At 68.8% G+C, this 13,785-nt stretch carries 12 protein-coding genes and 1 pseudogene; 3 read left to right on the top strand and 10 right to left on the bottom strand.

Features of this window, described 5'->3' with window-relative positions; translation table 11 throughout:
• Positions 1-38: 38 nt before the first annotated feature.
• On the top strand, positions 39-758 hold the full coding sequence (locus F6B43_RS01365) for a hypothetical protein (protein ID WP_150447147.1): 720 nt from the start codon (positions 39-41) through the stop codon (positions 756-758).
• 92 nt (positions 759-850) lie between these two features.
• On the opposite strand, the gene F6B43_RS01360 is transcribed toward F6B43_RS01365, so the two are convergent.
• The 5 genes and pseudogenes from F6B43_RS01360 to F6B43_RS01340 form a co-directional block, all read right to left on the bottom strand.
• On the bottom strand, positions 851-1,348 hold the full coding sequence (locus F6B43_RS01360) for a helix-turn-helix domain-containing protein (protein ID WP_150447146.1): 498 nt from the start codon (positions 1,346-1,348) through the stop codon (positions 851-853).
• Between the two features lie 14 nt (positions 1,349-1,362).
• Positions 1,363-2,079, bottom strand: a complete 717-nt coding sequence (locus F6B43_RS01355) for a hypothetical protein (RefSeq protein WP_150447145.1) — start codon at positions 2,077-2,079, stop codon at positions 1,363-1,365.
• A 139-nt stretch (positions 2,080-2,218) separates the two neighbouring features.
• Entirely contained in the window at positions 2,219-3,100 is an 882-nt protein-coding gene (locus F6B43_RS01350) for a type II secretion system F family protein (RefSeq protein WP_246159741.1), read from the bottom strand.
• Positions 3,088-3,945: a type II secretion system F family protein gene (locus F6B43_RS01345; protein WP_150447144.1), complete on the bottom strand. Its 858-nt coding sequence runs from the start codon at positions 3,943-3,945 to the stop codon at positions 3,088-3,090. The genes F6B43_RS01350 and F6B43_RS01345 overlap by 13 nt, the downstream gene beginning before the upstream one ends.
• Positions 3,945-4,457 (bottom strand): annotated as a pseudogene (locus F6B43_RS01340) (ATPase, T2SS/T4P/T4SS family); the annotation flags it as partial. The gene F6B43_RS01345 and the pseudogene F6B43_RS01340, both read right to left, overlap by 1 nt.
• A gap of 296 nt (positions 4,458-4,753) precedes the next feature.
• Between F6B43_RS01340 and F6B43_RS01335 the strand changes: the two are divergent.
• The gene (locus F6B43_RS01335; RefSeq protein WP_100345892.1) at positions 4,754-6,244 is read left to right on the top strand and encodes a recombinase family protein; all 1,491 of its coding nucleotides are present in this window, start codon (positions 4,754-4,756) and stop codon (positions 6,242-6,244) included.
• Between the two features lie 15 nt (positions 6,245-6,259).
• On the opposite strand, the gene F6B43_RS01330 is transcribed toward F6B43_RS01335, so the two are convergent.
• The gene (locus F6B43_RS01330) at positions 6,260-6,439 is read right to left on the bottom strand and encodes a hypothetical protein (RefSeq protein ID WP_100345578.1); all 180 of its coding nucleotides are present in this window, start codon (positions 6,437-6,439) and stop codon (positions 6,260-6,262) included.
• 90 nt (positions 6,440-6,529) lie between these two features.
• On the opposite strand from F6B43_RS01330, the gene F6B43_RS01325 reads away from it, so the two are divergent.
• Positions 6,530-6,973, top strand: coding sequence for a hypothetical protein (locus F6B43_RS01325; RefSeq protein ID WP_100345579.1), 444 nt, complete (start codon positions 6,530-6,532; stop codon positions 6,971-6,973).
• A gap of 9 nt (positions 6,974-6,982) precedes the next feature.
• Here the strand turns inward: F6B43_RS01325 and F6B43_RS01320 are convergent, their stop codons facing one another.
• From F6B43_RS01320 to F6B43_RS01305, 4 genes are all read right to left on the bottom strand, one after another.
• Positions 6,983-11,845: a helicase-related protein gene (locus F6B43_RS01320; protein ID WP_211294559.1), complete on the bottom strand. Its 4,863-nt coding sequence runs from the start codon at positions 11,843-11,845 to the stop codon at positions 6,983-6,985.
• A gap of 146 nt (positions 11,846-11,991) precedes the next feature.
• The gene (locus F6B43_RS01315; protein ID WP_100345580.1) at positions 11,992-12,516 is read right to left on the bottom strand and encodes a hypothetical protein; all 525 of its coding nucleotides are present in this window, start codon (positions 12,514-12,516) and stop codon (positions 11,992-11,994) included.
• Positions 12,517-12,730: 214 nt separating this feature from the next.
• Positions 12,731-13,285, bottom strand: coding sequence for a hypothetical protein (locus tag F6B43_RS01310; RefSeq protein WP_150447142.1), 555 nt, complete (start codon positions 13,283-13,285; stop codon positions 12,731-12,733).
• 14 nt (positions 13,286-13,299) lie between these two features.
• Positions 13,300-13,782: a single-stranded DNA-binding protein gene (locus tag F6B43_RS01305; protein ID WP_100345582.1), complete on the bottom strand. Its 483-nt coding sequence runs from the start codon at positions 13,780-13,782 to the stop codon at positions 13,300-13,302.
• Positions 13,783-13,785: the final 3 nt, after the last annotated feature.

Below are 13,785 nucleotides of genomic sequence, written 5' to 3'. Positions count from 1 at the left end.
GCGTTAGTCCGACTCGATACCGCCGATAGCGTATGGTCGTGATCCCGTTCGCAGACTCTTGCTCTACGCCACTAATCTGCGCGATTGACGGCGTCGCCAACGCACTTGATGTTGACCCTTTGCCAGGGTTCTTTCTCACACTGACAGCGACCTTCCTCGGTGCCGTAACCGGTGCATTTGTAGTGTGGCTCCTCTCCCGCGGGCGACAGAAGCAGGACCGAGAGGACCGGAAAGAAGAGCGTAAGCAGGACCGACTAGATCGTGAGGCCGAGCGCGAGCAAGCGCGAATAGATCGCTCGTCAGAGCTGACCAGTGAACGAATGCTGCGACAAATCGAGCGCGAACAGGATCGAGGCTTCAGGGCTCACGAACGATTTGATGTAGCGGTCGCGGCAGTGATCGAACGAATTGGAGCGGCGCAAGCTGCGACGCTTTTGTACAGACACGAATTGAGTGCGGGCGGTGCGGCACTCCCGCCGCACGGTGCGCAAGCGCAGATGCACTCTGCAATTCGCATCGCACAGATGACCGCTACTCACCCCGACGATGTAAAACCCCTGGATGCAACGTTTGCCGTTGTGACGGCGCGCAACGAGCGAACGTCACAGCAAACGGCCCTGAACTACCAAAACGCCGCTGACACACTGGCCGAGTGGCGACGCGGCTTGCTGACCGCCGATCAGGCTGCAGAAAAGATACGACACCGCCCCGCGCCTAGGCCACCTGCCGACGACGAGGCCGACGACCTATCCCGCTAACGCTCCGTGGGGTCTTCCTGGACACGAAAGAGCCGCCGGGCCTTCCCAGGCGTCCGGCGGCTCTCAGGTCGCGGAAGAGGCGCAGGGCGCTCCTACTCGTAGAACTCAGCGTGGTCAGGGTTCGGCGCAAGAGTGTTCTCGCTGTACTTCGCCCGAAGCCCCACCAGCACCATGTCGAGCACCGAAGTAACGCCCTTCATGTCCGGACCGGCCTTCGCATCCTGCACTGTCAGGTCCGCATAAGCCCCCGTATGATTCCGGAGCGCCTGCGAGAGGTACTGACGCTCACGCGGGTTCCTCGACGACTGGAGCAGATCCAGGGTCCGCTCCGTCTCATCGAGGATCCGCTCCGACAGCGCCGCGCGACGGTTCCGCGCGTAATCGCTCATCACTCCCCTGGCGTTCGCCATCGACTCCGGAGTGCCGTTCGACCCACCCCCAACCTGAGCGAACTCAAGGCCGGGCGTGGAGCGGACGATCCGCGAGACGGTCTGCATATGGACGCCGGTCGCGGTCGCCACCTGACGACGGGAATGCCCCTCCCCGACCAGCCGAATTACCTCCGCCTCGACCTCCGGAGCGGTCTTCACGCCCGAGACCACGCTCAGATCACCCCCACGATGTCCGTGGGCTTGGTGGACACCAGCTGGTCGAGACGCGCCGCCTCACGGTCGATTTCGCCCGCAGGGTTCAGTTGTGAGTTCACTGCCAGCACCGCCTCATAACCGTCACGGTCGAACTCGTACAGCCCCTGAATCGAAGCGTTGCCCTTCCCCTCGATCGTGTCTGACAAGAACTGGTGCCACGCTGCCGTCGACCGATACGTCTGGTCGACCACGGTCGCACCCACCGCCTCTTCGTGACCCATCGCGACTAGACGGTCGAACACGAACTCGCGGACATCCTGCGCGAACCCCTCCGGGCTGTTCGTGTTCAGTCCGTAAGCCCAGATTTCGACGTTGTTCGCGATCGCCGCCAGCCGCTCCACCGTGGTCGCGTCGTGCGCGATCTGCTGGATCGTGAGGCCTGCCTTCAGCATTGCCTGCACCTTCGCCCACTCCCGTCCATCGAGCGCGACCTGGTCGGCGTTCGTCGGGGCGAGCTTCGCCAGCACCCCGGGACGGCGATCTGTAAGCAGAGACGGATCGGGCGCTGAAGGGATCTTGCTGACCAGTTCAGCGCGGGCCTTCATAATGTGCGCGTGCCGTTGCCGCACCGTCCCCGTGTTGGTGAGGTCACGATGCGTGTACCTCACCGCCGACGCGATGTCTGAGCGGTACTTGGCGTAAGCATCCTGGAACGCCTTTGTGGATATCGTCATTTCATTGCTTCCTGTTCCCTGGGCGGGCCTCGCGGCCCTGTGGGTTGACCCGGCGACGGTCGCCGCCGGGGGCTTGTGGGCCCGCTAGGCGGCTTCCCGGAGGCTGACCTCGAACGGGAACTTGGGGAGCGTCGGTGCGCTAGGCGCAAGCCCACCAAGTAGGGATGAGCATGTAGATCTCCTTGCGGCCCGCCTGCTCGATGAGAGTGCGCTTAGCGTCTTCTCTCGCATCGACCGCCTGGGCGTGCAGCACGTGAGCCAGAGGCGCGCCGCGATCTATCGCGGCGACGAGATGATCGATGCACCGCGACAGTGAAGGGATCTGGAGATCGCCGGCCGAGCGAGTCAGCGCCTCGGCGAGGGAGGACCCCGTGCCCACGGCGAGGACCACCCCGCGCAACTCGGTGGTGAGGTCTCCGGCGCCGACGGCACCGACTCGGCGAACGGAATCCAGAAGCCCCTCTCCTGCCGCCAGGCAGAGGGCGAGGAACTCCAGGACGGTGGGCAGTTCGTCCTGAATGCGCCCGACGCGCACCCGCGCAGCGCGAGTCAAGCGGTAGTCCGCTGCGATCGCGGCGGTGACGCCGAGAACCGGGGGAAGCAGGACGGCGAGAGCGGAGAATCTGTCGAGCAGTGCCAGGACGACCAGGACCGCGCCACCGACCACGAGACCACCGATCGCCCACACGAGCTGCGTGCCACGGAAGGATGCGACATCCCCCGACAACCCCGCCTGGCGCAGCCGCCGGGTCGTGCCCTCCGAACCGCCGACTACGCCCGCGAATCGATGCTGCACGTTCCGCCAGATCGACGGTGCGTCGAAGGCAGCCGCGCTCGCCCATGCCGTCGTACCTCTCGGGTCGGTCACGTCACGGATGTAGGGCGCGATGCGGCGCGAGAGATTCGCCGCGCCCCATCGCGGTGCGAGCGACACGAGGAGACAGACCCCTGCGCCGAACGTCGTGCCCAGGACGATCGCCGTCGCAAGCTGGGTGAGGGCGAGCGTGTTCAGCCGAACCACCGCCTCGATTCGGGCAGGCGCCCGATCCGGAGCATGATGCGAAAGGCGACCGCCGATACGAGTGCGCCGGCAACGATCAGCACGACGCCGTCCGGGCTGCCGTAGGCCCGGGCACCTTCCGGTCGCAAGGCGAGGAGCGCAAGGATCACCCAGGGTGCGGTGACGCCGAGCACCGCCGCTCCCCGCACCCATGACTGCCGGGCTTCGACCTCGGATCGCAGCGCCGCCTCTGCGCGCACCGACGTCGAAAGGGCCTGAAGGACGGTCGTCAGCTCAGTGCCACCGACCTGACGCGCCATGCGCAGCGTTTCGATGATGCGATCCGCCACCGGATCTGCGAGCGCCTCCTTGAGGCGCACAGCACCGGAATCGAAATGTCCGGATGCCGAAAGATCGCCGGCGAAACGCCCGAAAGCCGGTCGGAGCGCGGACGGCGCCGACTCTGCCAGGCTGGCCACGGCATCCGGAAGCCCCATCCCCGCGCGCACCGATGCGATGAGCAGGTCGCAGATGTCCGGCCAGAGGTTTCGTCGGGCTCGGCGCACGCGCGCGACCCGAGCGCGCAACCACGCAAGCGGCGCAAAGCCGGATGCGACACCCGCGATGCCCGCGAGTACCGGCACAGGGATGACCAGCCAGACGATCGCCGCACTGAGCACGGCGCAACCTGCACTGGCACAGAGGATTCCCCGCGCCGGGACATGCCCGAGGCCCGCGGCTGACAGCAGTCGTGACAGTCGGCTCGGGAGCAGCGAGCCTGCCGGCCTCGAGCGATGCGGCCACAGCCATGGAGACAGCGCGAGCAGGATGCCTGCAGCCAGGAATCCGCCGAGGACGAATGTCATTACGCGTCCCACCGGTAGAGCGTGCGCACATCGATGCCGCCCGCATCGACACCGGCAGGCTCGACGATCTCGATAACCCTCCGGCGGCCGTCGGCATCCCTCACGCAGTGCGCAACGATATGGACGGATGCGGCGACCGCCGGCAGCACGAACCCTGAGTCGATGTTGCGGCCGGCCAGCAAGGGCAGCGCCGCGAGCTTGCTAAGAGCGTCGCGCGCGGAGTTCGCGTGAATCGTCCCCGCCCCCGGAACACCCGTATTGAGGGCGAGGAGCAGATCCAGAGCCTCCGCCTCTCGGACCTCGCCGACCACGAGGCGGTCGGGTCGCATGCGCAGTGCTTCCTTCACGAGGCGCCGGAGCGTGATCTCTCCCGTGCCCTCGAGGCTCGGCTGTCGGCCCTGGAGCGCGACCACATCGGGCGCATCGACGCCCAACTCGAATGTCTCCTCGACCGTGACCACGCGTGTGTCGATCGGGCACTCGCCGATGAGCGCGGCCAGCAGCGTCGTCTTCTCCACTTGGTGCATCTGACGCACCTAGTCAGTGGAGGTGATCGGCGTGGATGTCGAAGGCAAGAGGAACGTTGCGGTGTACGTGCGGGTTGCTCGAACGCGGCCCGTTGGCGGGGGCACGGGGGCGCAGCGACGAGCCATTGAGCGGTACTGCCGCGAGAACAACCTAGTGGTGGCGGTAACGCTGGGGAGAGCCCGTCTGACTGTCGATCGTTCCTCAACGGTGATGCTCCGGGCACTGACTCGGTGCCCGGTCGCGACGTCTGCAAGGCAGGGATTCGATCGGGGTGATCGCCATGCTCTTTAGGGCGACGACCACCAGTAGCAGCACGATCACGGAGCAGGTGCTGGTGTATCTGCGGATCAGTGAGGACCGCACCGGGGAGGAAGCCGGCGTCGAGCGACAGCGGGACGACTGTCTCGCGTTGTGCGCCCGGCTGGGCTTGGACGTCGCCGAGGGCGACGTGTTCATGGACAACGACACGTCCGCCTACCTCGACAAGAAGCGACCGGACTTCGCACGGATGCTCGCCCGGATCAAGCTCGGCCCCTCACGGGTCGTGGTGTGGCACGTGGACCGCCTTTACCGGCGACCCCGCGAGCTCGAGGACTTGATCGACCTCGTGGAGACGCATCCGATCCGCATCGAGGCAGTCATGGGCGGGGCGTTCGACCTGAACACTCACGAGGGTCGGCTGATGGCGCGCCAGCTGGTCGCGATGGCCGCCTACGAGTCCGGGCACAAGGCAGACCGCATCCGCCGCGCGAACCGGCAGAAGGCCGAGCGCGGCGACTGGCACGGAGCGGCCAAGTTCGGCTACGGCACCGGCGGCGTGCTGATCCCCGAGCAGGCCGCGGTCATCCGCGAAATGGCCGACAGGTTCCTGGCCGGCCAGTCCCTGCGATCCATCACCGCATGGCTGAACGAAGAGTCCGGGTTCCCCGCACCGCAGGCCAACACGGGGAAGACGCTCGGCGTGTGGCACGCGACCACGGTGAAGTCGATTCTCGTCTCCGCACGGATCAGTGGACAGCGAGCGTATGAGCCTGGCCGGAGGCACGGCGACGCCCCCAACGGACGGGAGATTCTCGGGCCGGGGAACTGGCCCGCGATCATCACCCCGGAGGAAACGACCCGCATCAGGGCGATGCTCTCTAACCCCGACCGGCGCGTCGGAGCGTCCTCGATCAATCTGCTCTCGGCGATCGCCACCTGCGGCAAGTGCGGGTCAGGACTTGTGTCCGGCAAGAATACCCATGGCCCCTCAGACGCCAAGCGTCGCTACTACCGCTGCATGCCCGTTCCAGGTCACCCCGAACGAGGCGGTCTGTCGGTCAGCGCCTCCGGTCTGGAAGCAGTCGTCAAGGAAGCGGTGATCGCCCGCCTGGCCGCGACCACGCTCCCGGCCGACACTCCCGAGACGGGTGGCGCGGTCGCGGCGGCTATGGGACGCATCCTGGCCGCGCGCGAGCGGATGGAAGACCTCGCCCGTGACTACGGGGCAGGAATGTTGAGCCGCAGCGAGTACCACGCCGGTCGTGTCGCGGCGCAGAGCGCCGTACACGACGCGGAACTTGCTCTCGGAAGGGTGAACCGTGGGTCGGCCCTCAAAGGGCTCCCAATCGGCGATGAGGCGGCTCTGCGGCACGCCTGGGACCACGAGTGGACGGTTCCCCAGAAGCGGGCGATCCTGACCGCGCTGGTCGACAGTCTTGTCGTGCAGCCCTACGCGAACGGTGGTTCCCGCTTCCGACCCGAGCGCGTCGAGCTCACCTTCAAGGCATGACGGCAGGGTGCTGGGTCAGGCCGGATGCTCCATGAGCGCGCAGAGTCGGCCCAGGACTACCGGGTCTTCGACGGCGAACGGCACCCCCGACGCCTCGCATGCCTGTCGCGTCCAGGCCACGACGTCGAAGGTCGGCGGGAGCGGATCGTTCGCGAGCCCTCCGGGAGCGGCATGGTCGGTTCTTGTCTCGCCCATGACGTACAGGTGCGCGCAACTCCCCCGCCTCGACGACGCGCACCTTCATGGTGCGGGCGTCTGCCCGCGGCGAAGAAGCGGAGCAGCATCATGGCGACCCCTCGATACCGGCCGGAGCAGTTCGTCGACTCGGGCTGGGGCTCGGGCACCCCGGAACGCAAGGCGCGGTTCGTGAACTCGCTGCTGCGGTTCATCGCCGACGACTTCCCTCGCGAGCAGTTCACGCGCCCGCTGTATCTGGGGCTCTCGACGCACGGCTACTTCGGTTTCATCGCGCACTACGACATTCACGGATTCTACGACGAGCAGTTGTCGACGCCGGCGAGGCGTGAGCGGTTCCTGAGCGACCTGGCTCGCGACTGCCAGAAGGACGCGCACCTGGACCGCCCGGATCTGTGGAGCGACGTCAAGGCGGTGCTGGCGAGCCGCCTCATGCCAGAAGAGCCGCTGCGCTCCCCACGCCGGCTGGCGCCGGCCTCGTCGTTCGGGGCGCGGCCGACCGCGGCCCGCCCGGACGCCCCGACCTTGTTCTGACGCACGGCGTCAGAGGCCGAACTGCGGTCCTTCACGCTGCGGGGCCAGCGAGCGTTCGACCACGGCGAGGTCGACCACCGCTCGGTCGGGGTCGGCCCGCACCCCGAGCGCGGGCCGGTGAGCGCGGACGGCCTCCACAGTGATCCGCGCCTCCTCGACGGCGGGCGGCTGTTCGCCGCTATCCTGCATCGCGGCCAGCTGTACCTCGACGCGGCTCAGGTCCGTCTCGGCATCGGCGAGGGCAGCCGCATAGCGGAACGGCTGGCCGATGCGTTCCTCGGTCTCCGAGATGGTCTGCTCGGCGACGGCGAGGTCGTCGCGCGCGTGCCCAAGCAGGGTGGGGATGCCCGAGACGCGGTTCTCGATGCGCTGGATCACGCCGACGCCTCCCTCGAGGAACAGCTCGCGGGAGATGGTAAAGCCGCTGCGGGGCACGTCGTCGAGCCTGACCTCCATGAGCAGGTCGCCGAGCATCGGGCGGGTGCCCAGGTGGACGTCGAATCCGCTGATGCGTCCGATGACGCCGTAGTCTCGGGTCGCGTACTTGGGCGCCCACTTCAGGTCGGAGTCGTGCGCCCACCGGGCGAGGGCGTGCCCGGCGTCGACCCGCGAGTCGTAGTGCGTGCCGCGCAGCTCGATGCGGAAGTTGTCGCCGGAGGTGTCGCGGATGCGCGGCACCGCGGCCTCCAGGTGCTCGATGTCGTTCTCGGCGCGCCGCGCGTCGCCGCGGGCACGGTCGCGGGTGTGGATGAGCATCGACTCGTTGCGGTGGTAGGCGCGTTCCAGCCGGCGCAGCCTTGTGACCTCGTTCTGGATCGTGGAGTGCTCCAGCAGCAGCGGGTTGCCGGAGCTGATCGCCTTGGCTTCCGCGGCGGACAGGGCCGAGGAGTCGATCTCCTCGATCTCGCGTGTGTCGAGCCGGCCCCGCATGAGCTGGGCGATGAACGTCGCCTTCCGCTCGACGCCTTGCCACATGTAGGAGTCGAAGGATCGCTCGGTCACGAATCGGACGATCGCGACCTCGGCGTTCTGATTGCCCTGCCGCATGATCCGGCCCTCGCGCTGGGCGATGTCGGACGGACGCCACGGGCAGTCCAGATGGTAGAGCGCGACCGCTCTTGCTTGGACGTTGGTGCCCACGCCCATCTTCTCGGTCGAGCCGAGCAGCACGGCGATGTGCCCCGCGCGGGCGGCGGCGAACAGGCGGGCCTTGTCGGTGTCGGTCTTGGCCTCGTGCATGAACCGGATCGCCTCGCCCGGCATCCCGCGCAGGACGAGCTGGGCGTGCAGCTCGTCGTAGGCGTTCCAGCGGTCGGGGTTCGGCGTGCCGATATCGGAGAACACAAGCTGCAACGCCCCGCGCACCGGCGAGGGCTGCCCGGTGATGACGTCGAGGTACTCGTTGTCGCGCGTGCGCTCCCAGACCCGGTGGATCGCGTCGGCGGCGGCGTCGATCTTCGTCGGGCCGGAGGGTCGGTTGGGGACGATCATGCGAATGTCAAGCGCGGCCTTGCGGCCGTCGGTGGACACGTTGAGCATGTTGTCCTCGTTGGGCGGGACCGCCTTCGCGGCGATCTTCTCCGCCCGCGCGCCCAGGTGCTCGATGAACCGTTCGAGCTCCACGGTCGGCTGCACCGGCACCGTGGCCGGCACCCGCTGCCCGTCGTCGCGGGCAACGAGGTCGGGGGTGGGCAGTTGCAGGTCTTCGGCGGTCTTCACGTCGGCGAAGATCGACCACATCTTGAGCATCTCCGGCACGTTGGAGAACTTCGCGAAGCGGGTTTTCATGCGGAACGTGTTGTTCCCGGTCGGGGCCATCTCCATCTGCGTGACGGTCTGCCCGAACGTCGCCGCCCAGGCGTCGAACGCCCCGATCCCGGCCGCGTCGAGCAGGTCGGGACGCAGGTAGCGCTGCATCACGTATGCCTCGGTGACCGAGTTGGAGATCGGCGTCGCGGTCGCCCCGGTGACGACCCGCTCACGTCCTTGCGAGCGCAGATACTCGAGCTTCATGTGCAGATCGGTCGCCCGGTCCGAGCCCTCAATCGAGGCGTCACGGATGTTGGACTCCGTCGCCAGGTTCTTGTACATATGCATCTCGTCGACGATCACGTAGTCGATGCCGGTGTCCTCGAAGCAGACCCCGACGTCGCGGGCGGTGTCGGTGCGGTCCTTGAGCTTGTTCTCCAGGGCCAGGAGCTTGCGCTGGATGCGCTTGACGCTCATCCGGTCCTCGCCCTCGGCCTGGTCGAGCACCTGCTTGACGTCATCGACCTGTGAGCGGATGTACGCCTGCTGGGTCTCCGTGCGCAGCGGGATCTTCGCGAACGCCCCCTGGGTCAAGATCACGGCATCCCACTCGTTCGCCGCAGCGCGGGCGACGAAGGTGCGGCGCTTGTCCGCGGTCAGGTCACCGCTGGAGACGGCGAGGATTCGCGCCTGCGGGTAAATCTGCAGCCACTCCCGGCCGACCTGTTCGAGCATGTGATTGGGCACGACGACGACGGGCTTGGCGATCAGGCCCATGCGGCGCATCTCCATCGCGCCCATCACCATCTCGGCGGTCTTCCCGGCACCGACCTCGTGGAACAACCCGGCCGAGGGCTCGGCGATCATGCGGGCGACCGCGGCGCGCTGATGCGGGCGCGGCTCGAAGCTCGCCGCCATGCCGGGCAGCGAGAGGTAGTCGCCGGCCTCGCTGTAATCGCGCAGCACGATCGAGTTGAAGCGCCGGTTATACTCGTCCACGAGCGCGGCGGCGCGGGCGGGGTCTTCCCACACCCACTCGCCGAACCGCTCCTGGATGAGGTCGGCCTTCTCCTGCGCGGCCGTCGTCTCGATCGGGTTCAGGACGCGACGGACCTTCCCGCCGACGTCTTCCACCTCGTCGTAGACGAGCAGGGTCTTCTGCTCCATGACGGCCTGGGCGATGTCGGGCGCGGGGCGCCGCTCGGTGCCCCATTCGCTCGTGGACAGCACGCCTGCCCGACCGCCGCGGACCTCCCACATGCCCGGCAGCGAATTCTCCACCCGCACGTCGGAGGTCTTCAGGATCGCGTTGAGGAAGACCTCGTGGATGCGTTCGCTGATCCACACGGCGCCCAGCCGGGCGGTGATGTCCTCCACGCCGAGCGCGGCCGGCAGCACGGCCGTCAGCGCGTCGACGTTCGCCTGGAACGCGGGCTCGTCGGCTGCGCGCGCCTTGGCGGCCTCGAGCTTCCCGCGCACGTCGCCGGACAGGTAGGCGGGGGCGTGAACGAGCTCGCCGCCGACCGGATCGGTGAACACCATCCCGTCCAGCGCCGGACGGGCCTCGTGCTCAGGCATCCCCAGCAGGTCGGCGATGAGGGTCAGGTCGATGCCGCCGGTGCGGTCCAGGCTCACCGCGATCGCGTCGGCGGGCGTCTCCACTCCCTGTACCTCTGGGCGCGGGGCGACGACGCGGCGGGTCATGATCGCCGCCGGAGTGGCCGTCTGCTCGGTGTCGTCGAACTGCTCCAGGGCGAGCACCAGGGGTCCGAACGGGTCGGAGCGCAGCAGCCGGATCGGGGTCGGCACGATCCGCGCGTAGGTGTCGTCCCCGGCCGGGTTCTGGCGCCCGGTCGGACGCAGCGTGTAGCGGTTGAGAGGGCCGTACTTGCCGAGGTACTTCTGGTAGTCGCGTCGCAGCGCGGCCCGCGCCTCGGTGACCTCGGCCGTGTCGTCCACCGTGGCCGATTCCAGGGTTAGCAGGGCCGTGGCGCGGTCGCGCAGCCCGAGGAGGGAGCGCAGCTCGGTCGCCGCCGACCTGGGTACGGCGAACGGTTCCAGCGCGCCGGAGGCGACGGTCGCGAACTCGCCGCCGTCGACCGGGACGATGCTGCCGTCCCACGCGGCCGGCGCCGACGGGGTGAACGCGGCACGGCGGGATTGCTGCGCCTCGGTGCGTTCGCTCATCGTCAGCCCGAGCCGGCGCCCGGCGAACACGATCTCGTCCACGGCGAGTGCCAGTGTGCTCTCCAGCTCGGCGAGGTCGCCGGTGACGGTGAGCGTGTCCGCCCCGTACATGCCCTGCTGCACGCCGACGGTGCCGAGCATCCGCTCTGGCCGGTGGTCGAAGTAGGCGTTGATCTTCACCAGCCGCCCGTCGATGTTGACCGGCGTGACGGTCTCCCACAGGTCGTCGGCTGGCGGTCGGTCGTCCTCGCGGCGGCGGAAGATGAGCAGGTCGGTGAGCACCTCCGTGCCTGCCGCGCGGCGGTGCGCGCCGGTGGGCAGGCGGATCGCCCCGACGAGATCCGCCAGGGCGTTCATCTCCCGGCGCGCGCCGGGGTTCTGCGCGTCCATCGTGTAGTGCGAGGTCAGCACCGCGACGAGCCCGCCGGGCCGGGTCAGCCGCAGCGACTTGAGGATGAAGTGGTTGTGCATCGTCTGCTTGGTGCCGTTGTGGACCGGATCGTGCAGGACGACGCCGGCGAACGGCACGTTGCCGATCGCGGCGTCGAAGTGCGCTTCGGGCATGCGGGTGTCGGCGAACGACTCGGCGCGGATTGTCGCGTGCGGGTAGAGGCCCTGGCTGATCGCCGCGGTCACCGGGTCCAGCTCCACGCCGGTCATCTGCGCCGTCGCCGGTGCGAGGCCGATGAACGTCCCCGCCCCGGAGCCGGGTTCCAGCACGGCGCCGCCGGCGAAGCCGAGCGCGCTCATCGCTCGCCACATCTGCCGGACGATCAACGGGTCGGTGTAGTGGGCGTTGATCGTCGTGCGCGCCGCGGCGTCCCACTCCGTCTCGTCCAGCAGGCCACGCAGCTCGGCGCGCTCGGCGTCCCAGCCGTCCTTGGCCGCGTCGAACACATCGGGCAGCGCCCCCCAGCTCGACCAGCGGGCGAGCACCTGCTGCTCCTCCGCGGTCGCGGCCCGGTCCTCGGCGGCCAGCGTGCGCGCGAGCCGGATCGCGGCGGTGTTCGCCTGGAACCTGGCCTTCTGCCCGGAGGGCGCCAGGTCGTCCTGCGAGGCGGGGACGAACCTGGCTGGGGCGGCTAGCTCAGTTCGCGCAGGAAGCGAATCGTCGCCGCCTCCTGAAGTACCGCCTCGTTCTCCCGCAGGTAGTCCCGCGGCGGCTCGGTCGCCACCAGGCCCTCGAGGAACGTCACCGGCACCGCCCAGTCGGCCGCCATCTGCTCCAGCTCGACCGTCGAGGGCATCAAGTCCGGGGAGTCCTGCATCCGCTCGGCCCAGGTCACGAGGTTGTCGTCTGAGGTCCGGGTCTGCTCCCATTCCTCGCGGGCCTGCTCCAGCGGCAGCTCCGGGTCGCCGATCCACACCAGCTGTGCCATCACGACCTCCTCCGCTATCCGCCGGGCCGTCACCAGCCGGGCGACCTCCTGCAAGTAATTCTGCTCCGAAGAGCGCGTCCCAGCCAGCATCGCCGTCAGGTCCGACACTTCCGCCTGCACCTGAAGGCCCAGGTTCGTGAAAAACTCCTCCGGGTTCTCCAGTGCGTGAAGCCTCGTCGGGGCCGTCTTCTCCCAATGCGCTCGGGCTGCTGCCGCGTACTTGTTCATCGGCGTGTTCCTCCCCGGCCGCCTCGTCCGGCACCTCGGATGCGAGCGCGCCGGCCAGCGACTCGTCGGCGGTGCGCTCGTCCAGCCCCCACAGGTCGAACGCGAGCTGACCCGGGTGCGGGTCGCGGTTGCGGCGCGCGGCCATCAGGTCGCCTCCGCGTCAGGACTGCGCGGCGAGACTGGCATGGATGCTCCCGTGATCGGACGCCGACGCTCAGGGGTGGATCTCGCCCGTGTCCGGGTCGAGGTTGCGGTAGAACTCGTCCTCGGCCGCCCGGCGTCGGGCAACGTCGTCGAGGACGTGCTGCACGAAGTCCGCGTCCCGGTCGGTGATCGGGGTCTCCTCGACCGGCGCGGCGGGTTCCTCGCCGGGCCACACGGTCTGCCGGGTCGGGCGGTCGCGGTCCAGGCGGGTGCCGGATGCGGCGACCCACTCGCGCAGCCGGTGCCGGGCGTCGGCGAAGTCCCGGTGCCAGCCCAGCGGCGCGGAACCGTTCTGCTCCGGGTCGTAGGCGCCCAGCCAGTGCAGGTGCAGGGCGCTCAGTTCCCATACGAGCTCGGGGTGCCGGTGCCACAGCGGCGGGATCACCGCGGCCGGCAGCCCGTAGGTGCGGCGCAGCCAGTTCACCCAGGCGTTGAGCTCCAGCCACTCGGTCTCGGCCTCGTCGGCGGTCAGGATGTTCCAGTTCACCGGGTGCGGCGGCTCCGGCAGCAACTCGGGACCCGCGTCGGGCGCAGGCTCGCGCAGGGTCTCGTCGGGGGTGCTCATGGCAGGCCCGTCCTTCAGAGGGCGACCGCGGTGGACTCTGCGGACGGGCGCTGCGGCGCGTCGCCGATCGGGGCCGGCTTGCGGCGCGGTCGCGGCGAGGGGCGCTCGGCGGCGTCCGCCTCCACGGCCTGCCCGGCGCGTCGGCTGCGGTCGACGCCGTACCGGGTGCGCAGGCTGTCGTGCCCGATCGCGGTCGCGATGAACTCCTCGTCGGGGACCGTCTTCCCGTCCCGCTCGTACGTGAAGGCGTGAACGCGGCCGCTGGCGACGAAGCTGTCGTCCTTTGCGAACTGGGCGTGAGCGCGCTTAGCGGCGGCGCGGAACAGGACGAGGTGGTGGAACGTCGGCTCGAGGTCGGTCGTGGTGCCGTCCGGCTCCACGCGCTGATGCCGCACACCGACCCTGGCGTAGAACCGGGCCTGGCCCTTGGAGGTCGTGGTCAGCTGCGGCTCGGTCGCGATGAACCCGGTCAGTGACTGCTGGGTCTGGATGCTCACGTC

The organism is Microbacterium rhizomatis (assembly GCF_008710745.1).
Taxonomy (GTDB): Bacteria; Actinomycetota; Actinomycetes; order Actinomycetales; family Microbacteriaceae; genus Microbacterium; species Microbacterium rhizomatis.
The sequence above is the reverse complement of the archived record's forward strand: the minus strand, read 5'-3'. Positions and strand labels throughout refer to the sequence as shown.

Excerpts from the sequence above, each read along its gene's own strand:
- F6B43_RS01355 (WP_150447145.1), bottom strand. The coding sequence starts at position 2,079 with ATGACGATATCCACAAAGGCGTTCCAGGATGCTTACGCCAAGTACCGC.
- F6B43_RS01345 (WP_150447144.1), bottom strand. The coding sequence starts at position 3,945 with ATGACATTCGTCCTCGGCGGATTCCTGGCTGCAGGCATCCTGCTCGCG.
- F6B43_RS01335 (WP_100345892.1), top strand. The coding sequence starts at position 4,754 with ATGCTCTTTAGGGCGACGACCACCAGTAGCAGCACGATCACGGAGCAG.
- F6B43_RS01330 (WP_100345578.1), bottom strand. The coding sequence starts at position 6,439 with ATGGGCGAGACAAGAACCGACCATGCCGCTCCCGGAGGGCTCGCGAAC.
- F6B43_RS01325 (WP_100345579.1), top strand. The coding sequence starts at position 6,530 with ATGGCGACCCCTCGATACCGGCCGGAGCAGTTCGTCGACTCGGGCTGG.
- F6B43_RS01315 (WP_100345580.1), bottom strand. The coding sequence starts at position 12,516 with ATGAACAAGTACGCGGCAGCAGCCCGAGCGCATTGGGAGAAGACGGCC.
- F6B43_RS01310 (WP_150447142.1), bottom strand. The coding sequence starts at position 13,285 with ATGAGCACCCCCGACGAGACCCTGCGCGAGCCTGCGCCCGACGCGGGT.